Genomic DNA, 21,385 nt, shown 5'->3' on the forward strand with positions numbered 1-21,385 from the left:
CAGCCTCAGCCCTGGCATAGCATGCTGTCCAATACCTATTGAGCCTTGATCTGATGCCTCGGAGGCATGCCATGGAGATCCGCACCCTGCGATACCTCGTCGCGGTCGCCGACGAGGGATCGGTGACGGCGGCAGCCGCCGCCGTGCACGTCACCCAGCCCTCCCTGTCGCGCCAGATGCGCCAGCTGGAACGCGAGCTGGGGGTCGATCTCTTCGTGCGCGACGAGGGTCGGCTACGGCTGAGCGCCGCCGGTGTCGAGTTCCTCCCCGTCGCCCGGTCGCTCGTGGTCCAGGCCGAGGCGGTCCTCGACATCGCTGCTGCGATCGCCGCCGGCCGACTGCAGCACGTCGCGATCGCTGCCCCAGGCACCACCCTTACCGACGTCGTGGCTCCCTTCCTCGCCACCCTGGAGGCCGACGACCCGATGCCCGCGGTGCTGGAGGAGGCGCCGGGGTCGGTCTACGCCACCCTCGCGATGGGGGCGGACCTCGCCATCGGCACGACGCCTCCCCCGAACCAGCTCGCCGGGTTGGCCCTCGCCGACCTGCCCGTGTGGGCCTATGTCCCGCGGACCCACGAGTGGGCCGGACGCGGCCAGGTCCCGCTGTCAGAGCTGGTCGAGCGTCCCCTCCTGACCCAGAACCGCGACTACCACCCGCGTCGTGCCCTCGACAGCGCGGCGGCAGCAGCGCGCCTCGCCTACACCGATCTGCACGAGTTCGGCTCACCGGAGGTCGCCCAGGCGGTCGCCGCGTCAGGCCGCGGGATCGCGGTGGTGTCGGACGACCCGCGGTTCGACCTCCAGCCGCTCGGGATCGACGGTCCCAGCGGTCCCCTGGGGATCAGCCTGTACGCCGCCTGGCAACCAGACCACCACGGCGCAGCGACCATCGGCCGCCTCGCCGCGCGATTGGCCGCCTTCTGCGTGGCCCGCTACGGCGAGCAGGTGACGCCGGCGGGGCGCCGGGGACGGCGCCATAGGCCGGCTCCGTGAGCGGTCACGAGGCGTGGCTGCTCATCACGTGCTTGACCCGGGTGTAGTCCTCGAGCCCGAAGATCGAAAGGTCCTTGCCGACTCCTGACTGCTTGAACCCGCCGTGCGGCATCTCGGACGGGATGACCTGGTGGCAGTTGACCCAGACGACACCGAAGTCGAGGTCGGCCGACAGCCGGGTCGCGCGGCCGTGGTCGCGGGTCCAGACGCTCGAAGCCAGCGCGAAGTCGACGCCGTTGGCCTTGGCAAGGGCGTCGGCCTCGTCACGGAACGGCTGCACAGTCAGCACCGGCCCGAAGATCTCGCGCTGCACGACCTCGTCGTCCTGCTGCACGCCTGCGACCACCGTGGCGTCGACGAAGTAGCCCGGGCCGTGGCTCGTCCCGCCCGCGACCACCGAGGCGTGGGCGGGCAGCCGTTCGAGGAAGCCCTCGACCTGCGCCTGCTGGGCCACGCTGTTCACCGGGCCGAAAGCGACATCGGCGTCGTCGGGATGGCCCGCGCGCTGGGCCGAGGCGGCCGATGCCAGCAGGCCGACGAACTCGTCGTGCACCCGCTCGTGCACGAGGACGCGGGTGGCGGCCGTGCAGTCCTGCCCCGCGTTGTAGTAGCCGGCGCCGGCGATCGCCTCGGCCGTCGCCGCCAGGTCGACGTCGTCGAAGACCACGGCCGGCGCCTTGCCCCCCAGCTCGAGGTGGACGTTCTTCAGCGTCTCGGCAGCCGAGGCCATCACCTGGGACCCGGCCCGGGTGCTGCCGGTGATGGCCACCATGTCGGGCCGTGGGTGGGACACCAGCGCCCGACCGGTGTCGCGGTCGCCGCACACCACGTTGAACACCCCGGGTGGCAGCACCTCCTGGGCCAGCTCGGCCAGCCGGACCGTGGACCACGGCGTGGTGTCGGACGGCTTGAGGACCACCGTGTTCCCCGCCGCCAGGGCAGGCCCGATCTTCCAGATCGCCATCATCAGCGGGTAGTTCCACGGCGTCACCTGCGAGATGACCCCGATGGGCTCACGCCGGATGGAGGAGGTGAATCCGGCTTCGTACTCCGCACTGGCGACACCCTGCAGGACGCGCGCTGCGCCGGCGAAGAACCGGAGCTGGTCGATGCACGGCAGCAGCTCCATCTCACGGGTGAGGGACCGCGGCTTGCCGGTGTTGCGCACCTCGCAGTCGAGCAGCTCCTCGGCGTGCACCTCGACCAGGTCGGCCAGCTGCAGCAGCGATCGCTGGCGCTGGGCGGGTGTCGTGCGACGCCAGCTGACGAACGCGTCGGACGCGGCGCCGACTGCCGCATCCACCTCCGCCGCGGAGGAGAGCGGAGCGTCACCGAGCACCGCCCCGGTCGCAGGGTCGTGGAACTGCATCGAGGCGGCCGACGAGACCGGCCGGCCGTTGACGATGTTGCGCAGGGAAGGCATGACGAACTCCAGCAGGTGTCGATGAGCGGTGATCAGCGAGGGGTGATCAGCGAGGGGTGGGTGTGGTCAGACGCGGTGGTAGATGACTGTGGGGCGGTCCGCCGAGAGAGCCTGTGCCGCAAGGGGTCCCAGCTCGTCGACGGATGCGGCCTCGACGCCATGAGCCCCGATGGCCCTGGCCAGGGCCGGGATGTCGGGACGGTAGAGGTCGACTGCCTGCGGCTCGATGCCTCGGTCCACCATCTGCTCCCGGATCTCCGCATAGCCGCCGTTGTCGACGATCACGACGGGGATGGCCAGGCCCTGCTCAGTGGCCGTGATGAGCTCCTGGATGGAGAACATCGCGGCACCGTCTCCGAACAGGGCGACGACCGATCGGCCGGGAGCGGCGATCTTGGCCCCGATCGCGGCGGGCAGGCCGTAGCCGAGGGTCGCGTAGCCGGTCGGGTAGAGCAGCCGGTTGGCCGGCGTGAACGGCCACGAGTGCACGGTCCCGTAGTAGGTGACCTGGGAGCTGTCCCCGGCGACCACCGTGTCGGCCGGAAGGGCCTCCGCAAGGGATCGCTGGATCGGCTCCCACGCAGCGCCGGACTGGGCCGCCTCGGCATCGATCTGGACACGGAGCGTCGCGGCTCGCGCCAGGTCCCAGCCACGAATCCCCTTGTCGCGCAGTGCATCCACGAGATCGCGGAGGGTGAGACGGGCATCGGCGACGATCGCTAGGTCGGCTCGGACGTTCTTGTGCGCCTGGGCGGCATCGACGTCGATGCGCACCACCGTGCGCTCCCCCTGCCTCCCAGGCGCGACGGTGCCGCCCCAGAGGTCGGAGTCGCCGAGCTCGGACCCGACGACGAGCAGCACGTCGGCCTCGTTGACGGCGTCGTGGGCGGCGCCGAGTCGAGCCCCGGCCCCCAGTGAGGCGGGGTGGGTCTCGTCGAGGACGCCCTTGCCGTTCACCGTCGTGAGGACGGGAATGCCGAGCTCTGCCAGGGCGCGCAGCTCGGCCGTGGCGTCTCGCGCGCCGCCGCCGGCGACGACGAGGGGGTTCGTTGCGCCCAGGAGGGCCGCTGCCAGCGCATCCACGGCGGCGCGGTCAGGTCGTGCGGCGCCGGGGAGGGGGCGGGGCGCACACGGCCTGCGGGACCAGTCACCCTCGAGGACGTCGACCGGGACCTCGAGGTGAACTGGCCGCGGGCGGCGGCTGGCAAAGCCCTCGAAGATGTCGGCCACGATGCCTGGGATGTCGTCCGCCGACTCCGCGCGGATGCTGCGCCCGGTGACGGCGTCCAGGGCAGCCTGCTGGTTCTTCACCTCGTGCAGCCAGCCGACATCGGCGCCGACGCGCCCGCGTGGGGCGCCGGGCGAGACGGCGAGGACGGGGATGGAGTCGGCATAGGCCGTCGCGAGAGCCGTCACGGCGTTGGTGATGCCGGGACCCGAGGTGGTGATGAGCACACCCGGACCTCCGCTGACGCGGGCGTAGCCATCCGCGGCATACCCCGCTCCCTGCTCATGTCTGGTGACGACGTGGCGGATCCCTGACGCCGGCAGGTAGCGGTAGAGCTCGAGGTTGTGGGTGCCCGGGATGCCGAACACGTCCGTCACCCCGTGCGCCACCAGGGAGTCGATGACGGCGGCGCCGCCGGTGACCGTCTCGTTCATGAGGAAGCCCCTTCGCGCGGTGCCATCGCCGAGATCAGCTCGTATGCCGCGTGGGCGGCAGCGATGCCCGTGATCTCCGCGTGGTCGTAGGCGGGCGACACCTCGACGATGTCCGCGCCCACGAGGTTGAACTCGCTGAAGGCGCGCAGGATGTTGAGCAGCTCACGGCTGGTCAGCCCGCCCGCCTCCGGGGTGCCCGTGCCCGGGGCGAAGGCGGGGTCCAGCACGTCGATGTCGAGGGACACGTAGGTCGGCCGGTCCCCCACCCTGGCCTTGATCCGCTCGACGGCGCCCTTCCAGCCCAGGTCGTCCATGTCGTGGCAGCCGATGACCTGGAAGCCGAGCACCTGGTCGTCGCTGAGATCCTGGGGTGAGTACAACGGTCCGCGGATCCCCACGTGGATGCTGCCGGTCTTGTCGATCAGGCCCTCCTCGCTGGCACGACGGAAGGGCGTGCCGTGGGTGATGGGTGCGCCGAAGTAGGTGTCCCACGTGTCGAGGTGGGCGTCGAAGTGGACGACGGCGATCTCGCCGTGCTGTTCGTGCAGGACGCGCAGGAGTGGCAGCGCGATGGTGTGGTCGCCGCCGATCGTCAGCAGCTTGGCTCCTGTCCCCGCGATCTCACGGGCCCCCTCGTCGATCTGGCGGACGGCCTCGAGGATGTCGAACGGGTTGCAGGCGATGTCGCCGGCGTCGACGACCTGCTGCACAGCGAACGGCTCGACGTCCTGGACCGGGTTGTAGGTGCGCAGCAGCTTGGAGGCGGCCCGGACGTGGGCCGGACCGAACCTGGCGCCGGGACGATAGCTGACCCCGGAGTCGAAGGGGACACCCAGCACCGCGACGTCGGCCAGCTCGACCTCGTCGAGGCGCGGAAGTCGGGCGAAGGTGGCGGGCCCGCCGTAGCGGGGCGTGACCGTCGCGTCGACGGGACCGCGCGGAGTTGTTGCGGTGGCATGGTCAGCCATGGTCAGAGCACTTTCGAGAGGAAGGACTGGGTCCGGGCATGCTGGGGGTTGCTGAAGACGTCGTGGGGCTTCCCCTCCTCGACGATGACCCCGCCGTCCATGAAGACGACGCGGTCGCACACCTCACGCGCGAAGCCGATCTCGTGGGTGACGACGATCATCGTCATCCCATCGGCAGCGAGGCCCTTCATGACATCGAGCACTTCGCCGACGAGTTCCGGGTCGAGCGCGGACGTGGGCTCGTCGAACAGCATCAGGGCCGGCTCCATGGCCAGCGCCCGGGCGATCGCGACGCGCTGCTGCTGGCCGCCTGAGAGCTGCGCTGGGTAGGCCGCCGGCTTGTCTGCCAGACCAACCCGATCCAGGAGCTCGCGCGCTCGGGCCTGCGCCTCAACCTTGGGGACTCCCTTGACGAAGACCGGCGCCTCCATGACGTTCTGCAGGGCCGTGAGGTGCGGGAACAGGTTGAACCGCTGGAAGACCATCCCCACGTCGCGCCGCGCCGCCGCGACCTCCTTGGGCTTGAGCTCGTACTTCTTGCCGTGGCTGCGTCGGTAGCCCACGAGGTGTCCGTTGACGCTGATCTCGCCACCGTCGATGCGTTCGAGGTGGTTGATGCAGCGCAGGAAGGTCGACTTGCCCGACCCGGACGGTCCCAGGAAGGACACCACCTCCCCAGCCCGGACGGTCAGGTTGACGCTCTTGAGCACTTCGTTGTCGCCGAACACCTTGCGGACGTTGATGGCCTCGACCATGGGTGTGGTCGGCGTCGTCCGGCCTGCTGTCGTGCTGGTCATCACCGACCTCCTATCGCGAAGCGGTTGCGGCGCACCTGCGCACCGAGGACTCCCCTGCTCATCCGGCGCTCGATGCGTGACTGCACCACCGTGAGGATCGTGGTGAGCACGATGTACCAGATGCTCGCGACGATCAGGAGCGGAATCTGCTGGAAGTTGCGTCCGTAGATGAGCTGGGCAGTCGTGAGCAGCTCTGGGAGTCCGATGACCAGGCACAAGGACGTGAGCTTCAGCATCGAGATCAGCTCGTTGGCCGTGGGTGGCACGATCACCCTTGCGGCCTGGGGAAGGACGATCCTGCGGTAGGTCAGGCCCGGGTTCATGCTCAGGGCCTGCGCCGCCTCGGTCTGCCCGCGGTCCACGGAGCCGATGCCGGCCCGCACGATCTCGGCCATGTAGGCGGCCTCGTTGAGGCCGAGTCCCAGGATGGCTGCCACGAACTGGGTGATCAAGGTGTTGCTCGAGATGCTGAAGAACTCGGGTCCGAAGGGGATACCCAGGCTGACCTTCGGGAGCACCGTCCCGAGGAAGAACCAGAAGAGCAGCTGCACCAGGATCGGCGTGCCGCGGAACAGCCATACGTAGCCGCCAGCCACTCCCCGCAGGAGCGGGTTCTCGGACAGGCGCATGACGGCCAGCAGGGTGCCGAGGACGACCCCGACCAGCATGGCCGCTGCAGTCACCTCGATGGTGACGAGCAGGCCTCGCAGGATCGAGCGCTCGAACAGGTACCCGAACACGAGGTCCGGCCGCAGCTGCTCGGTGGTCACCACGAAGTTGACGAACATCGCGGCCAGGACCAAGAGGACAGCCGCTGCCACCCACCGGCCGGGGTGCCGGAGGCGGACCACCGGCTCCTCGGCGTGCCCTACCTCGGCGGCGTGCACGACATCTGCGGTCATGGTCAGCTCCCGGAGTTGAGCGGTGCGCCTTCGAGCGCCTGGTTCTGCAGGTTCCACTTGGCCAGGAGCTGGTCATAGGTGCCCGACTCGATGACCTTGAGCAGGGCCGCCTGGACCGCGTCCCGCAGCTCGGGGCTCTTCTTGGGCACCGGGATGCCGACCGGCAGGGTGCCGAACGGCTTGGCGGGCACCTCGAACGCGTTCGGCGCCTGCTTGACGTTGTACGCAAGCGTCAGGTCGAGGGCGACGACGGCGTCGGCGCGGCCGGACTGCAACGCCTGGACGGCACTGGCCTGGTCCGGGAAAGGCTGCTTCTTCACCGCGGGCTTGCCGGCAGCCGTGCACTCCTTGGTGATGTCGTCGACGGACAGGTCGCCCGTGGCGCTCTTCTCGACGGCCGCCGACTTGCCGCAGAGGTCGAGCTTGTCCTTGAGACCAGCAGGGTTGCCCTTCTTGACCATGAACGTGACACCCGAGTTCAGGTAGTCCACGAAGTCGACCGTGGTCTGGCGGGACTTCTTGTCGATCATGCTCGTGAGCGACAGGTCGTAGCGACCCGCGTCGAGCCCGCCGATGATGCCGTCGAAGTTGGTGTTCTGGAACTCGAACTTGACGCCGAGGACCTGGCCGAGGGCGGCGCCGAGGTCGGCATCGAACCCGAGGACGGTCTTGTTGTCGGTGTCGAAGAACTCCATCGGCGGGAAGCTCACGCCCGAGGCAACGCGGACCGTGCCCGAGGACTTGATGGCGGCCGGGAGCTTCGCGGCGACTGCGTCGTCCTTGGTGAGCGAGCCGACGGTCGACGTCTGGCCGCCGCTGGAGCTGCTCCCGCCGGATCCTGCTTCGTCCGGGGCTGCGCAGCCGGACGCGATGGTGACTGCGGCCATGGTGCCGGCAAGTGCGAGGTGTCGAAGCTGCATGGTCATCTCCATTGATGTTTCGTGTAGAGCAACAAAGGTTGTGTCACGAGGATCGGGCAGGCATGATGGGATGTCAAGGGGTGCAGCCCGATTTGGACGCAGCAGCCCGTACAGTCGCCCTCACCGAGGGCGGCAACGTGTCGCTCGGCCAGAGAGGATCCGCAGATGCGCCCGGTCCCCGTCTCCCCCACCCACAGCGGGGTTCGACTAGGCGCACGCCTGCGCGCCGCACGCAAGGCGAACGGGTTCACCCTCGACCAGCTCGCCACCGCCTCCGGGCTCACCAAGGGGTTCCTCAGCCGGGTCGAGCGCGACGAGACCTCCCTCAGCGTCAGCTCCCTCATCACGCTCTGCGAGGTGATGAGCGTCGATGTCGGCTCTCTTTTCAGCGCACCCCAGGTGGCACTCGTCCGCCGCGAGTCGGCGCCGGCCATCAACCTCGGTGGCACCGGAGTCAGCGAGCAGCTGATGACCCCTCGGGGCCAGGCCAGGGTGCAGCTGGTGCACACCTCGGCAGAACCAGGTGCCACGGGAGGCGCAGACCTGTACACGATCAACTGCGAGCTCGAGGTTCTCTATGTGCTCAAGGGTGCGGTCGAGCTCATCTTCTCGGACCGCCGCCAGCGACTCACCGCAGGCGACGCGCTGACCTTTCCTGGCGGGGAGCCGCACACCTGGGAGAACACCAGCACCTCACGAACGGCGGAGATGGTCTGGATCCTGTCGCCCGCGCCCTGGAGCGGCAGCTCCTGAGGAACCCCGCGTGGGGGCCCGCCGCATGCGGATCACCCCGCGGCCTCCGCCATGGCGGCCAGCACGAGCTTGCGGACGTCGTTGGCGTTGGCCAGCGTGAGGGCTTGTCGGGCCACGGATGCGCAGCGCTCGACGTCGAGCTCACGGATGGCCGCCTTGACCCTGGGCACGGCGGGAGGTGCGACGCTGAGCTCCCTGACACCCAGTCCGATCAGTACCGGGATGGCCAGCTCGTCGGAGGCGGCCTCGCCACAGACTGCGACGTCGATACGACCGCCTGCTGCTCGGCATACAAGGTCGATCAGGCGGAGGACCCCCGGATCAAGGGCGTCAGAGAGGGCCGCGACAGCGCCGTTCCCGCGCTCGGCCGCGAGGGCGTACTGGGTCAGGTCGTTGGTGCCGATGCTGACGAAGTCGACGTGGGGCAGGAAAGCCTCGATCTTGAGCGCAGCAGCTGGAATCTCGATCATCGTGCCGATGCGCAAGCCCTCCGGGATCCCCGATGGACCAGCTGCCTCCATGAGCACCTGACGCGCCTCGATCATCTCGTCGGGCGTCGACACCATGGGGATCATGATGCTGGTTCGAGCGTGCCGCGCCGTGCGACAGATGGCCGCCATCTGGTCACGCAGGAGGTCGCGGTGCTCAAGGCTGAGCCGGATGCCGCGTTGGCCGAGGAAGGGGTTCGCCTCCTGAGGCATCGGCAGGTACGGCAGGGGCTTGTCGCCCCCGACGTCAAGCGTGCGGAAGGTGACCCGACGACCGCCCATCGCCTCGGCGATCTCGTCGTAGACACCTTGTTGTTCGTCGACGTTGGGCGCTGTCTGCCTATCCAGGAAGAGGAACTCGGTGCGGACGAGGCCGGCACCGTCGGCTCCGGCTGCCAGGGCGGCGCGAGCGTCGGTCACCGAGCCGAGGTTGGCCGCCACGAGCACAGCCGTGCCGTCACTCGACACCGCCGGCTTCTCGGCGAGGGCGATCTGCCCGGCGCGGAGCCGAGCCAGGTCAGCGGCACCGCGGCGAAATTGCTCCATCAGCTCCCGTGGGGGGTCTACGTGCCACTCGCCGCTGCCGCCGTCGAGCAGGATCGTGCTGCCCTCGGGGATGCTCAGGACCTCATCGCCGGCCATCACGACGACGGGGATGTCGCGGGCCCGGGCCAAGATGGCGGCGTGCGACGTCGGACTGCCCTCCGCGAGGAGCACTCCGGTCACCAGTTCCAGGTCCAGACCGGCCGTCTCGGCGGGGGTGAGGTCGCTTGCCACCAGGACACCCCTGGCCGTCAGCCGTCGTGCCGTCTGCCCGGTCAGGGCGCGCATCACCTGGTCGCCCACCGCACGGACATCCGCCGCGCGCTCCCTGAGGTAAGGGTCGGGGAGAGCGGCCCACTCGCGTTCCACCTCGGCGAGGCAGCGGGTCCAGGCGCCTGCCGCCCCGAGGCCGGCTCCGATGCCGGCCTTGACGTCGGCCAGGAGCTCGGCGTCGGCCAAGAGGGAGAGATGTGCGTCGAAGATGCTCGCCTGCTCGGAACCCACTCGTCGCGCCGTCACGACCCGGGCGTGCTCGATCTCCCGACGCACAGCCGCCACCGACTCCACGATGCGTCGCCACTCAACAGCCGGTTCTCCCGCCGGCCGCTGGTCGGGGTCGACCGGCTCGGAAGTCAGCCGCCTGGCGGGGCCGATCGCGATCCCGGGAGATGCAGGCAAGGGGCCATGGGTGCTCGATGCGGTTCGAGGTGGAGCAGTTGGCTCGACATCACCACCGAGCGTCTCGTCGAACCGGCGTTTCGCGAGGGCAAGGACGTGCTCGACCGCCTCTCGCGCCTGGGGCCCTGAGGCGCAGACCTCGACCTCATGGCCCCGCATGGCTGACAGGGTCGCGACCCGGCTGAGGCTGCCTGCGGGAACCGGTCCGGCACCTGTGGTGAGGTTGCGCAGCCGCACGGAGGCGTCCAGCGCACGCACCTCGCTCACCAGGCGGGAGGCGGGCCGGGCGTGCAGTCCGTGGGGGTTGTCGACACGGAACACTCCGACGACCTCCCCCTCGGCTGCGTCGCCCCGCTCGGCGGGGCCCTGCTCCGGGATCGCCAGGTGCCCTGCCTTGCCCATCAGGGCGCCTCGCGCTTCGGCGGCGACCTCATCCCGGCTGGCTCCACCCGCAGCCGCCACGGCGGCGACGATGAGGCCTTCCACCAAGGGGGCGGGCGAGAGCGTCACCCGATCGCGGGCCGAAGGGTCGTCGAGCAGGTCGAGCGCCAGCTCGGCGCTCAGCACGGCACTGCCGAGGTCCATGAGGACGACGACCCCCTCCGGCCCGTCGGCTCGCCCAATGGCCTCCATGATCGCGACCGCGTCGGTCCCGAAGCTGGCGTCGTCAAGACCGGCCGCCACCTCTATCCTCAGCCGACGCCCGTGCAGCATCTCCGCCGCCAGGGCCACCGCAGCGTCGGCAAGCGCGCGGCTGTGGGAAACCACGACCAACCCGACGCCGCTCTGGGGATCCGCCGACGACGAGTCCGCGGCATGGCTCTTGGTCATTTCGACTGCACTCCGCTCCTGGTCGCGATTTCTCTGGGTCCTGAATCAGGTCAATGGCTCAGAACGGCGCATCCGCCGCCGCTTCGAGCAAGAGGGCGACCGACGCGGCGCCGGGATCGAGGTGCCCCACGCTCCGTTCGCCCAGATAGCTCGCCCGTCCCTTGCGGGCCAGCATCGGCATCGTCGCGTCGCGGCCTGAGGCGGCGGCATACCGGGCAGCTTTCAACCCAGTGGCCAGGGAAGCGTGGTCCGCGAGCGCGCCCTCCAGGGCATCGACGGCCGGTGCCAGGGCGTCATACATGGTCTTGTCGCCCGGCCCGGCCTTGCCGCGATCGACGATGCCCCCGAGCCCGGCTCGAAGGGCAGCCGCGACGTCGGCTGCCGAGACGGTCTCGGCGGCCCCCAGCGAGCTGCCCATCCGCATGAACAGCGTCCCGAACAGGGGCCCACTCGCGCCGCCGACCGTGGACACCAGCGTCATCCCGACTTTGCTCAGCAGGGCGCCAGCCGTCGGCAGCGGGGTTTCGTCGAGCGCGACCACGACGGCCTTCATGCCCCGGTCCATGTTCGACCCGTGGTCGGCATCGCCGATCGCCGCGTCGAGCTCGGTCAGGAACTCACGGTTCTCGGCGATCAGGTCCGCGAACCTGCGCACCCATTGCCCGAAGACCGCCACGGTCACGTTCTCGCTCATCCTCAGATGCCCCATCTCAGTGCAGCAGTGTTGACAGGAGCGTCCCAGAGGGAGAGCAGCTCGTCATCGACCCTGAGCAGGGTGATCGACACGCCCGCCATGTCGAGTGAGGTGATGTAGGAGCCGACGAGCGAGCGGGCGATGGGCACGCCACGCCCGCTCAGGATCTTCTGGACCTCGTTGAACACCACGTAGAGCTCGATGAGCGGAGTGCCGCCGAGACCATTGACGAACGCGATGACGGGGTTACCCCTGTCGAACGCAAGGTCGGAGAGAATCGGCTCGACCAGGAGCGCGGCGATCTCGCTGGCCGGTGCGAGCGGCAACCGCGCACGGCCCGGCTCGCCGTGGATGCCGACACCGAGTTCCATCTCTTCGTCACCGAGGTCGAAAGTCGGCCGGCCTGCAGCCGGCACGGTGCAGGAAGTGAGGGCAAGGCCCATGCTCCGGCCGTTCTCGTTGACGGTTCTGGCGACCTGGGCGACCTCGTCGAGGTCGCGACCCTGCTCTGCCGCCGCCCCGGCGATCTTCTCGAGGAGAACGGTGACGCCGACGCCGCGACGCCCTGCCGTCCACGTGCTGTCCTGGACCGCCACGTCGTCGTCGGTCACCACCGAGACGATCCGTGCTCCGGTCTCCGCCGCCGCCATCTCGGCCGCCATCTCGAAGTTCATGACGTCGCCGGTGTAGTTCTTGACGACGTGCAGGATCCCTGCACCTCCGTCCACCAGCTTGGTCGCAGCCAAGATCTGCCCGGGCACCGGCGAGGTGAAGATCTCGCCGGCACAGGCCGCGTCCAGCATCCCCAGGCCGACGAATCCGCCATGCAGCGGTTCGTGCCCCGACCCCCCGCCCGAAATGAGGCCAACCTTGCCCCTCTTCGGGGCGTCACCGCGGTAGATGACCTTGCTTTCGTGGTCGACCCGCAGCTCGGGGTGAGCGCCTTCGATGCCACGCAGTGCTTCCACCACGACGTCATTCGGGTCGTTGATCAGCTTCTTCATGAGAGTCTCCTTCGAAGTCGACGGGGTGCGGACAAGTCAGACGGTGCTGGTCTGGCGCGTGACGGTCAGGGAGGCGTCGGGCTCGCCGAGATCCAGCCCGGGAGCCGCGACGGAACGGTCAGCCGGCGTGCGGGTGAGGAGGCCGTACAGGACGGCAGCGACGGCTCCGGCGAGGAGTTCGGCTGCCACGTACACCGGGAGCTGGGCCCACTTCACCGCGCCGCCGGCGAGTTGCTGGACAAGCATGGGACCAACGGTACGAGCCGGGTTGATGGATGCGCCCGTTGCCGGAGCAACAGGGATGATGGCCGCAAACACGACCAGCCCGATGGCGACGCCGGCGAACCCGGCGGCTGCCTTGCGGTGGATGACGCCGAAGATGGTGAACACGAGGATGAACGTGCCCACGAACTCGGCCGTGAAGGCCTGCAGGCTGCTGATGTCGCCGTACGACGCAACGCCCAGGCCCACATCACTCGCCTTCTGGCCGAGAACACCGAGGATCGCGGCAGCGCCGATGATCGCGCCGACGACCTGAGCCCCGATGTATGCCGGCACCTGGGCCCAGGGGAACTTGCCTGAGACAGCGAGGCCCAGGGTCACCGCCGGGTTGATGTGATTGCCACCCACATGCCCCAGGGCATAGACGGTGGCCACGACGATCGTGCCGAACGCCAGAGAGATGACGCCCAGGTCGGCCATCGTGAACGGCGCGTTGCCGTTGACGATCAGGGTGGCGGGGACGGACCCCACCCCGATAAACACCAGGAAAGCCGTTCCGATGACCTCAGCGCCCAAGCGCTGAAGGAGGGTGGTCTCGTCGAGCATCGCCCTTGCCCCTTTGCAAGTAGTTGAATGACATTCGATATTGTCGAACGTGATTTGGAGGCTACACCTGTGATTCACTAGGAGGCAAGAGTTTTCGTGATCTGCGTCACTGCGGAGGGACAAACGTGATCCAATCGGTCGACCGCGCCATCCGGGTTCTCAGCGCCCTGCAGGGCGCCCGTCGGATGAGCCTGTCGGAGCTGGCTGCCCGCCTTGACCTGGCGCCTTCGACCACCCACGGCATCGTCCGCAGCCTGGTCGAGCACGGAATGGTCGTGCAGGAGCGCGGCTCGAGCCGCTACCAGCTCGGACCCGCCGTGCTTCGGCTCGGCAACGTCTACCTCGACACGCTCGAGCTCAGGTCGAAGGCGATCCCCTGGGCCGAGGACCTCGCCCGACGCACCGGGTTCGCCGTGCGCACCGGCGTGCTGCTCATCGACGACGTCGTGATCATCCACCATGAGCCACGCCCCGACGGCGGCCGCCAGATGCCGGAGGTGGGCATCGTCATCCCGGCCCACGCAAGCGCTCTGGGCAAGGCCCTGCTCGCCTTCCTCCCCGAGGATGAGAAGCGGGTGCTGACCTCCGGAGAGCTGCGCAGCATGACCGGCGAGACGATCACCTCCCCCGACCAGCTCCGCGAGCAGCTGGACGTGATCCGGTCGACTGGCATCGCCGTCGAGCAGGACGAGGCTGTGCTCGGCGAGAGCTCGCTGGCGAGCCCCATCTTCGATTCGTACGGGGAGGCAATCGGGGCCATCGGCGTCGTGATCCCCTCCGATGGCGAGGCCTCCCGCCACGAGTCACGCGACCTGGTTCGCGACACCGCGCGGTCCGTGTCGCGAGAGCTTGGCTCCCAGCTGTGGCCACCACGCCCAAGTGGCGACAACAGAGCGCACGACCGGCCGCGGGGCTGAGACCCGGACCTCCACCCGGCCAGACGGCATACCGGAACTGACTCGCTCGCTCCCGCATTTCGCTCATAGCCACGGGTCCGGCGCGAGCCCAAGTAGTCCCATCGGGGGGTTCTGGCGCGGGGATGTGACGCCTACTGTGAAGTGACGGCACGTGCCTCAAGTGCGGCTTCCTGTACTCGCGCGACGCCAGCAGTGCACGGAATCGAGTCCATCGTGACTACTACCCCGACCGCACCTTCTCCGACACCTCACCGCAGGGACCAGCAGCCCTCCACGCATGAAGGTCCAAGCGGCCGGGGGCGCATCGGACTCGTTGTTACGGCCTCGTTCGCCGCTGGCTGGTTGGTGGCTGTGCTCCTGGCTGTTGCCCCGTTCGTCCCTGACGAAGTCCCCCGCGTCACGGGTGCACTGTTGTGCGGTTGCGCGCTGGGGTGGGCACTGTTGGCTGCGCTCTCCGATCGGCTGACCGACCAGCCGCAGCGGTGGGCGTGGGCGCTGGCAGCGTTCATGGCCGCGGGTGGTGTGCTCCTCCTCGCCTTTGGCTCGTCCGTGATGGGCGCGCTGCGATGGGTGTGGCCACCTGTTCTGCTGGTGCTGGCGCTCTGGGCATGGGTCCAAGCCCGGCGGCACCTGCGCAGTCGAAGCCGCCCGCTCCTGGTCTACCCGCTGCTTGCGGTGTTGGCGTTGGCGTCGGTCGGTGGCGCGTACCAGGTGCTTGGCGCGCGAGCGGATGCGAAGGCCTACCCGATGCGTGGTCAGCTGGTCGACATTGGCGGGCGCAGCCTGCACCTGCGCTGCACGGGGACCGGGACCCCGACGGTGCTCCTCCAGCCTGGTGCTGGGGAGTTCTCTTCGAACATGGGATGGATTGCGCCGGCAGTCGCCCGACAAACAAAGGTGTGCGTGTACGACCGGGCTGGTCGGGGATGGAGCGAGCCGGCTGACTCCCCGCAGGACGGTGCCGCCCTGGTGGCCGACCTGCACGCCTTGCTGGCGCGCGCGGACATCCGCGGTCCATACGTCCTGGCCGGTCACTCGTTCGGCGGCCTGTACACGCTGGCCTTCGCCGCCCAGTACCCCGACGAGGTGGTCGGGATGGTGCTGCTGGACTCCACGGCACCCAAGCCGGCGGTGAACCCTACGACGCGGAAGGTTGCCGGGTCCTACGACGTGATAAGTCACCTGTCGGCGATGGTCGCCACCTCCGGAGAGGTCGGCCTGAGCAGGCTGTACGCGCATGTGGAGGCTGGCACGCTACCCCCGCGGTCACGCGACGAGATCCGCGCCAGCATCGCGAAGGCAGACACCGTCAAGAGCACCATCGACGAGTACGTCCAGGCCAACACGGCGATGGAGCAGGCGGCGCAGCTGACCGACTTCGGCTCCAAGCCCCTCGTCGTGCTGACCGCGGGCAAGGGAAGCGCACCGGACTGGTTCACCAAGCAGGCCGCTATGGCGGCCCTGTCGACGAACAGTGCGCAACGCACCATCGCCGGTGCCGTTCATGAGGACCTGGTCGCCAAGCAGACGGATGCGGCCCAGAGCACCCAAGCCATCTTGGACGTGCTGGCAGCGGTGCGGAGCAAGGGTCCGTTGGCCAAGTAGAACAAGGCCCCAGACCTCCAGTCGGGGTGCGGCGCTCGAGCTGGCTCGGGTTGCCGCACCCCGCAAGAGGTGATCGGTCGTGCGTCTTGGTGGCGTGTCTCAGTGGTGCATGTGCATGCCGGCGCCGCCCTCGACCCGGGTGGCGGGCATCCGCAGGAAAGCGAACACGGCGAGCACTGCGGCGATGCCTGCGGCGGCGAGGAACCCGCGACCGAACCCGTTCACGATGCCGGTCGCGCTGGCAAGGCTGCCGGCGGTGCTGGCGACCGCGGACAGGATGGCTACGCCCAGCGCGGCGCCGACTTCGTGGCCGGTCATGAGGAACCCGGATGCCATGCCGGCGTGCTGGGGAGGGATGCCAGCCATCGCGGTCACGGACACTGGGGCGAAGACCATGCCGACGCCGAGGCCGATGATGGCCAGGCCGGGCAGGACGCCGGTGGCGAAGCTGGACCCGGCGGATGCCTGCGCGAGCAGGACCGCTCCACCGGCCACGATGACCAGGCCGATGGCGGCGATGGCGCGCGGGGTGCCGTGAGCCATGGCGTGCCGGGCCACGACGGTGCCCAGGGTGATGGCCAGCGCGAACGGCACGAACGCGACGCCGGCGCGGATGGCGGAGTACCCCATGACGGTCTGGACGAAGATGGACGCCAGGAAGACCGTGCCGACGAGGATGCCGGTGACGCCGAGCATGACCGTGGTGCCCGAGACCAGGGACGTGACCTTCCACGTGTGCGGCGGGACGAGCGGGTTCGCAGCGTTGTTCTCCCTCACCTTGAACGCGACCGCCAGGACCGCCGAGACCGCGAACGCTACGAGCACGCGGGCGGAGAGCCAGCCGTGCTGCTCGGTGGCGCCGAGGCCGAAGATGAGGGCGGCGAGGCTGCCGATGACGGTGGCGGCACCGGCGACGTCGAACTGCTTGAGGGTGACGCGCGGCGTGGTGGCGGCGGGGATGACCTTGAGGCCGACGAGGAGTGCGACGGCGCCGATAGGGGCGTTGATCCAGAAGATGGTCTGCCAGCCGGCCCACGTGGTGAGGGCTCCGCCGAGGAGGACGCCGGCGGCGACGCCGAGGGACCCGACCGCACCCCAGAGGGTGAGTCCGAGGCGGCGCTGCGCTCCGGAGTAGGTGGTCATGATGATGGACAGCGCGGCGGGGGTCATCAAGGCGGCAGCCAGCCCCTGGCCTGCGCGGGCGGCGATGAGCTCCGTTGCGCTGCTGGCGAATCCGCTGACGACGGACGCGACGGTGAATACGGTCAGGCCGGTCAGGAACACCCACTTGCGGGACAGCAGGTCGGCGACGCGGCCCCCGAACAGGAGCCCGCCGCCGGACATCATCAGGTAGGCGGTGACGACCCACTGCAGGTCGGACCCGTCCAGGCGCAGGTCGCGTCCGATGGACGGCAGGGCGGTGTTGACGACGGAGATGTCGAGGACGACGAGAATCTGGGCGGCGAGGGCCAGGGCCAGGACGACCCACGACTTGCGGGGTCCGTCGTTGCTGTCGCCGTGGTGGTTGAGGGTGGGTGTGTGGCCGCGGCGGGTGGTGCTGGTCGGGGCGTGGGGTGTGGTTGCGATGGGGGTCTGAGGTGTGGTTGCGGTGGGCGCGGCGGTATCGATTGCGAGCGGTTCGGCGGCGGGCTTGGCGTGCATGACAACTCCTTGGGCGGTCTCGGTGAAGCTCTGCTTCTGGTCCCAACGCCGAAGTTGCGATGGTGGGACCTACCGTCGTCCGAACGCCAAGGGCTCGCGCCGGTCAATTGGCCGGGGTATGCCGCCGGCGGACCGGAGCGCGTGCCCGCGCGGGGCGGGTGGAGGGTCAGCCGAGGTGGAGCTGGGCGAGCTCGGTGCGTGAACTGACGCCGACCTTGGTGAACACGTTGCGCAGGTGGAAAGCCACCGTGCGAGGTGAGACCCAGCATTGGGCGGCGACGTCCTTGTTCGACAGGCCAGTGCTGACCAGCTGGGCGACCTTGCGCTCCATCGGGGTCAGGTCCAACAGCGTGGAGGGATCTCGCTTGCGGGCGGTCTCACCCGAGGCGCGCAGCTCACCGGTGGCGCGTTCGGTCAGCGGCGTGGCGCCCAGGTCAGTGAACGTTTCCAGTGCTGCCCGCAGGTGGGTTCGAGCGTCGACGCGGCGGTTGGTGCGTCGCAGGAACTCGCCGTAGGCGAGCTGGGTCCGTGCCAGGTCGTAGGGGCGCGCTGCGTGCCGGTAGTGCCCGACCGCCCGGTCGAACGCCGCGGTCGCGTCGGATGGCTCAGTCGCGGTCAGGGCGAGGCCCAGGTCGAGCGCGCCGAGGGCCCACGGGTAGCCGGTCCCGGTCGCGAACGGGGCGAGCTCGTCCACCCAGGCCAGGGCCTGGTTGGTGTCGCCGGCTCGAACGGCTGCCTCGAACCGGTCGACGACCGCCAACCGGTGCAGCGCTGGGACTCGCATCCCGGACAGGTGGTGTAGCGCTGCTGCCGCATCACCTTGGGCGGTGGCGCGGGTGCCCTTGGCCCATCGGGTGACGTCGTGCGTCGGGCCGGTCATGATCCCCAGCGGGTGTCTGGCTGCGACGTCCTCGAGGGTGGTGAGGTACTGGTCGAAGTCGTCGCTGCCCGTCAGGGCAGCCAGCAGGGTCAGGCAGGCCAGTGGAGCTGCGGTCAGGGTGGGTTGGCCGACGCTGCGCGACAAGGTGAGGGCTTCGTCGGCAGAACTGCGTACTGCGGTCCACGGTCCGGTGGGGAGCTGGCCGAACATGAGCCGTTCCAAGGCGTAGAGGACGACCATGCCGGCCCCGGCCTCTCGGGCGGTGGACACCATGGCGGAGTAGTAGAAGCGGGCTCCTTCGTCGTGGCCAAGGTGCAGGGCGGTGTTGCCGAGGTTGCCCATCACGTCCAGGTCCTCGACCTGGCGTCCAGCCTCCAGCGCCCGCTCGAGCGCGGGAACCGCGCGGGCCCAGTCCTGGTCCCCGGACGCGGTCAAGGTCGCGAGCAGCAGCCGCAGGCACGCGGTGCGTTCGGTGTCCTGCTCGGACGCCGTCAGCAGCCGTGCCAGCACCTCCGTGGTCAGGGTGGCTCCGCTGTCGGCACCGTACGTGCGGTTCAGGGCTGCGGCGCACGCCATCTCCAGGGCACGGCCGAAGTCGTGGTCGGCGACGGTGCGGGCCGCGACGGTGAAGATGCGGTGCGCGTCGACGGCAGACCCGACGTTGACCTCGATGCGGGCCCGGAGCCGGTCGATGTCGGCGCGCTGCAGCGGGTCGGCGGCGAGGTCACGAGCTGAGGAGGCGAGGGTGCGCGCGCGGACCGCCTGACCTGCTGCCCACGAGGCGCGCGCGGCCCCAAACAGACGGGTGGCGCGGTGAGGTTCGCTCACGGTGAGTGCGGCTGAGCGTTCGAACGCGTCGGCGGTGGCGAGGTGGCCGCCGCGTCGCTCGGCTCTGACTGCGACGTCGTGGAGGGCGTCGGCGATCTCAGCGTCGGGTCCATCGGCTGAGGCGGCCCGGTGCCACGTGGCGCGGTCCGGGTCGTCGGTGCCAACCGCATCCGCCAGGGCGCGGTGCACTTGGCGCTGTTCGTAGCCGGTGGCCGCCTGGTACACGGCGGACCGCACCAGCGGGTGCCGCACAGTCATCGTGTCGCCGACGATGGTCAACAGGCTCGACCGCTCGGCGACCGCCCACGCGGTCGCGTGCACGCCGAGAATGGCGGCCGCATGCCGGACCGTGGCGACCCGCCCGGTGGAGTCGGCGGCGGCCACCAGCAGCAGCGTCTGCACCTGTTCGGGCAGGCGACGGCACCGGTCCAGGAAGGCGCGTTCCACTCCCCCGGTCAACGTGAGCTGTTGCGGCAGCGGCTCTTTCCCGTGCAGCTGCGCGGGGCTCAGCACGGAGGGCAGTTCCAGCAGGGCGAGGGGGTTCCCACCGGTGTCGCGGAGGAGTCGTTCGGCTACCTCGCCCGGGATCGGGTCGCCGACGCGTTCGTCAAGCAGTTGACGGGCAGCGTCGTCGTCGAGGCCGCTGACCTCGAGGACGGGCAGCCCTGGCGGGGCGAACGCCGCTCCGCCCCCGTCACCGGTTCGGGCGGCGAAGACCATGGCAACCGGGTCCGCAGCCAGCTGACGGGCCGCGAACAGCAGCGCGTCCGCGCTGGCCGAGTCGAGCCAGTGCGCGTCGTCGACCACACAGAGAAGGGGCTCACCCGGCTCGGCTGCGTCGGTCAACACGGACAGGGTGGCGACCCCCACGAGGAACGGCTCGACGGTGGGTCCGTCCTCGAGGCCGAACGCGACCCGCAGCGCTCGCGCCTGAGGCACAGGTAGCCGGTCGAAATCGGTGACTGGACGGAGCAGTCGGTGCAGCGCGGCATACGGCAACGGCGACTCGGACTCCACGCCGGCTGTGCGCAGCACACGAACGTTCCCACCCTGACCAGCCTGCTGGACGGTGGTCAGGTCGCGCAGCAAGGCAGTCTTGCCGACGCCGGGCTCCCCCAGGACGACCAGGACGGCGCCCGATCCGGCGCGGGCTTGTTCCACCAGGGCGGCAAGCTGCCCGCGTTCCCGCTCGCGGCCGTGTAGCACCAGCCGACCGTACCTCCGGTCCAGGCCACCGAAGGCGGCATCCCGGCACATTGGCCGGGGCGAGACCTGCCACGCAGGGCGCATCGTGGACTCACCGAAGTACACCGTGCCCAAACCGAAGGACTCTCCATGACCTCCCCCACCGTCGTCGTGGACCCCAATCAGCCTGCTACGACCAAGCACATCGGCATCCTGCTGTTCGACGACGTCGAAGAGCTCGACGCCGTCGGCCCCTGGGAGATCTTGGCGAACTGGACCCTGACCCACCCGCAGGACGGCTGGACAGTCTCGTTCGTGTCCAAGGACGGCCAGCCGGTCCGCGCCTCCAAGGGCTTGGTCATGGGCGCCCATCACTCGTTCGCTGACGTGCCGCCGATGCGGGTGCTGATCCACCCGGGCGGTCAGGGCACCCGAGCATTGATGCGCGACGAGGACCACTTGGCCTGGGTCCGTGGGCAGCGCGCACGTGTCCCGCTGATGACCAGCGTGTGCACCGGCGCCCTGGTGTACGCCGCTGCCGGTCTGCTGTCTCGACGGCCTGCCACCACGCACTGGGAGTCGTTGGAGCTGCTGCACGAGCTGGACCCGTCGATCGACGTGGACGACACCGCCCGGTTCGTCGACGACGGGGACGTCATCACCAGCGCCGGTGTGAGCGCCGGCATCGACATGGCGCTGCACCTCGTGGCGCGGCTCGCAGGTCCCGACCGGGCCCGCGCGGTGCGCCGTGACGTGCAGTACGACCCTCAGCCGCCCATCTGACCGGCACGCGCGGCGCTCGGGATGCTCGCGCCCCGCGGG

17 protein-coding genes are annotated in these 21,385 nt (G+C 69.7%); 5 read left to right on the forward strand and 12 right to left on the reverse strand.

Annotated features, from left to right (window positions below):
* The first annotated feature begins 53 nt into the window (after positions 1 to 53).
* Positions 54 to 995 (forward strand): LysR family transcriptional regulator, encoded by a 942-nt coding sequence (locus tag AC1DYG_RS05935; RefSeq protein WP_477638965.1) that lies wholly within the window; start codon positions 54 to 56, stop codon positions 993 to 995.
* 4 nt (positions 996 to 999) lie between these two features.
* On the opposite strand, the gene AC1DYG_RS05940 is transcribed toward AC1DYG_RS05935, so the two are convergent.
* The 6 genes from AC1DYG_RS05940 to AC1DYG_RS05965 form a co-directional block, all read right to left on the reverse strand.
* A complete protein-coding gene (locus AC1DYG_RS05940) occupies positions 1,000 to 2,418 on the reverse strand; it encodes a gamma-aminobutyraldehyde dehydrogenase (protein WP_477638966.1) in 1,419 nt (472 codons plus the stop codon).
* Between the two features lie 66 nt (positions 2,419 to 2,484).
* A complete protein-coding gene (locus AC1DYG_RS05945) occupies positions 2,485 to 4,080 on the reverse strand; it encodes a thiamine pyrophosphate-binding protein (protein ID WP_477638967.1) in 1,596 nt (531 codons plus the stop codon).
* The gene (gene speB, locus AC1DYG_RS05950; protein ID WP_477638968.1) at positions 4,077 to 5,048 is read right to left on the reverse strand and encodes an agmatinase; all 972 of its coding nucleotides are present in this window, start codon (positions 5,046 to 5,048) and stop codon (positions 4,077 to 4,079) included. The genes AC1DYG_RS05945 and speB overlap by 4 nt, the downstream gene beginning before the upstream one ends.
* 2 nt (positions 5,049 to 5,050) lie before the next feature.
* Positions 5,051 to 5,845 (reverse strand): amino acid ABC transporter ATP-binding protein, encoded by a 795-nt coding sequence (locus tag AC1DYG_RS05955; RefSeq protein ID WP_477638969.1) that lies wholly within the window; start codon positions 5,843 to 5,845, stop codon positions 5,051 to 5,053.
* On the reverse strand, positions 5,845 to 6,747 hold the full coding sequence (locus AC1DYG_RS05960) for an amino acid ABC transporter permease (RefSeq protein WP_477638970.1): 903 nt from the start codon (positions 6,745 to 6,747) through the stop codon (positions 5,845 to 5,847). Before AC1DYG_RS05960 ends, AC1DYG_RS05955 begins: the two co-directional genes overlap by 1 nt.
* Positions 6,748 to 6,749: 2 nt before the next feature.
* On the reverse strand, positions 6,750 to 7,667 hold the full coding sequence (locus AC1DYG_RS05965; RefSeq protein WP_477638971.1) for an ABC transporter substrate-binding protein: 918 nt from the start codon (positions 7,665 to 7,667) through the stop codon (positions 6,750 to 6,752).
* Positions 7,668 to 7,832: 165 nt separating this feature from the next.
* On the opposite strand from AC1DYG_RS05965, the gene AC1DYG_RS05970 reads away from it, so the two are divergent.
* Positions 7,833 to 8,420, forward strand: coding sequence for a helix-turn-helix domain-containing protein (locus AC1DYG_RS05970; protein ID WP_477638972.1), 588 nt, complete (start codon positions 7,833 to 7,835; stop codon positions 8,418 to 8,420).
* Positions 8,421 to 8,452: 32 nt separating this feature from the next.
* Here the strand turns inward: AC1DYG_RS05970 and ptsP are convergent, their stop codons facing one another.
* From ptsP to AC1DYG_RS05990, 4 genes are read right to left on the reverse strand one after another with little or no spacing between them, the layout of a single operon-like run.
* Positions 8,453 to 10,960, reverse strand: coding sequence for a phosphoenolpyruvate--protein phosphotransferase (gene ptsP, locus AC1DYG_RS05975; RefSeq protein ID WP_477638973.1), 2,508 nt, complete (start codon positions 10,958 to 10,960; stop codon positions 8,453 to 8,455).
* A gap of 58 nt (positions 10,961 to 11,018) precedes the next feature.
* A complete protein-coding gene (gene dhaL, locus AC1DYG_RS05980) occupies positions 11,019 to 11,654 on the reverse strand; it encodes a dihydroxyacetone kinase subunit DhaL (protein WP_477638974.1) in 636 nt (211 codons plus the stop codon).
* A 2-nt stretch (positions 11,655 to 11,656) separates the two neighbouring features.
* Positions 11,657 to 12,658: a dihydroxyacetone kinase subunit DhaK gene (gene dhaK / locus AC1DYG_RS05985; RefSeq protein WP_477638975.1), complete on the reverse strand. Its 1,002-nt coding sequence runs from the start codon at positions 12,656 to 12,658 to the stop codon at positions 11,657 to 11,659.
* 36 nt (positions 12,659 to 12,694) lie between these two features.
* Positions 12,695 to 13,486 carry an MIP/aquaporin family protein gene (locus AC1DYG_RS05990; RefSeq protein ID WP_477638976.1) on the reverse strand — a complete coding sequence of 264 codons (792 nt, stop codon included), beginning with the start codon at positions 13,484 to 13,486 and terminating at the stop codon, positions 12,695 to 12,697.
* 125 nt (positions 13,487 to 13,611) lie between these two features.
* Here AC1DYG_RS05990 and AC1DYG_RS05995 point away from each other — a divergent pair, with 125 nt between their 5' ends.
* The gene (locus tag AC1DYG_RS05995) at positions 13,612 to 14,403 is read left to right on the forward strand and encodes an IclR family transcriptional regulator (RefSeq protein WP_477638977.1); all 792 of its coding nucleotides are present in this window, start codon (positions 13,612 to 13,614) and stop codon (positions 14,401 to 14,403) included.
* A gap of 345 nt (positions 14,404 to 14,748) precedes the next feature.
* Complete coding sequence (locus AC1DYG_RS06000; protein ID WP_477638978.1) at positions 14,749 to 16,008, forward strand: alpha/beta hydrolase; 1,260 nt, start codon at positions 14,749 to 14,751, stop codon at positions 16,006 to 16,008.
* Between the two features lie 99 nt (positions 16,009 to 16,107).
* Here AC1DYG_RS06000 and AC1DYG_RS06005 read toward each other — a convergent pair whose 3' ends face one another.
* Together AC1DYG_RS06005 and AC1DYG_RS06010 are read right to left on the reverse strand one after the other, a co-directional pair.
* Positions 16,108 to 17,670 carry an MFS transporter gene (locus AC1DYG_RS06005; RefSeq protein WP_477638979.1) on the reverse strand — a complete coding sequence of 521 codons (1,563 nt, stop codon included), beginning with the start codon at positions 17,668 to 17,670 and terminating at the stop codon, positions 16,108 to 16,110.
* A gap of 166 nt (positions 17,671 to 17,836) precedes the next feature.
* Positions 17,837 to 20,584: a helix-turn-helix transcriptional regulator gene (locus AC1DYG_RS06010; protein ID WP_477638980.1), complete on the reverse strand. Its 2,748-nt coding sequence runs from the start codon at positions 20,582 to 20,584 to the stop codon at positions 17,837 to 17,839.
* Positions 20,585 to 20,713: 129 nt separating this feature from the next.
* Here AC1DYG_RS06010 and AC1DYG_RS06015 point away from each other — a divergent pair, with 129 nt between their 5' ends.
* Complete coding sequence (locus tag AC1DYG_RS06015) at positions 20,714 to 21,346, forward strand: DJ-1/PfpI family protein (RefSeq protein WP_477638981.1); 633 nt, start codon at positions 20,714 to 20,716, stop codon at positions 21,344 to 21,346.
* The last annotated feature ends 39 nt before the right edge of the window (positions 21,347 to 21,385 follow it).

This window comes from Pedococcus sp. P1_H8 (genome assembly GCF_056405175.1).

Excerpts from the sequence above, each read along its gene's own strand:
- AC1DYG_RS05935 (WP_477638965.1), top strand. The coding sequence starts at position 54 with ATGCCTCGGAGGCATGCCATGGAGATCCGCACCCTGCGATACCTCGTC.
- AC1DYG_RS05940 (WP_477638966.1), bottom strand. The coding sequence starts at position 2,418 with ATGCCTTCCCTGCGCAACATCGTCAACGGCCGGCCGGTCTCGTCGGCC.
- AC1DYG_RS05945 (WP_477638967.1), bottom strand. The coding sequence starts at position 4,080 with ATGAACGAGACGGTCACCGGCGGCGCCGCCGTCATCGACTCCCTGGTG.
- speB (WP_477638968.1), bottom strand. The coding sequence starts at position 5,048 with ATGGCTGACCATGCCACCGCAACAACTCCGCGCGGTCCCGTCGACGCG.
- AC1DYG_RS05955 (WP_477638969.1), bottom strand. The coding sequence starts at position 5,845 with ATGACCAGCACGACAGCAGGCCGGACGACGCCGACCACACCCATGGTC.
- AC1DYG_RS05960 (WP_477638970.1), bottom strand. The coding sequence starts at position 6,747 with ATGACCGCAGATGTCGTGCACGCCGCCGAGGTAGGGCACGCCGAGGAG.
- AC1DYG_RS05965 (WP_477638971.1), bottom strand. The coding sequence starts at position 7,667 with ATGCAGCTTCGACACCTCGCACTTGCCGGCACCATGGCCGCAGTCACC.
- AC1DYG_RS05970 (WP_477638972.1), top strand. The coding sequence starts at position 7,833 with ATGCGCCCGGTCCCCGTCTCCCCCACCCACAGCGGGGTTCGACTAGGC.
- ptsP (WP_477638973.1), bottom strand. The coding sequence starts at position 10,960 with ATGACCAAGAGCCATGCCGCGGACTCGTCGTCGGCGGATCCCCAGAGC.
- dhaL (WP_477638974.1), bottom strand. The coding sequence starts at position 11,654 with ATGAGCGAGAACGTGACCGTGGCGGTCTTCGGGCAATGGGTGCGCAGG.
- dhaK (WP_477638975.1), bottom strand. The coding sequence starts at position 12,658 with ATGAAGAAGCTGATCAACGACCCGAATGACGTCGTGGTGGAAGCACTG.
- AC1DYG_RS05990 (WP_477638976.1), bottom strand. The coding sequence starts at position 13,486 with ATGCTCGACGAGACCACCCTCCTTCAGCGCTTGGGCGCTGAGGTCATC.
- AC1DYG_RS06005 (WP_477638979.1), bottom strand. The coding sequence starts at position 17,670 with ATGCACGCCAAGCCCGCCGCCGAACCGCTCGCAATCGATACCGCCGCG.
- AC1DYG_RS06015 (WP_477638981.1), top strand. The coding sequence starts at position 20,714 with ATGACCTCCCCCACCGTCGTCGTGGACCCCAATCAGCCTGCTACGACC.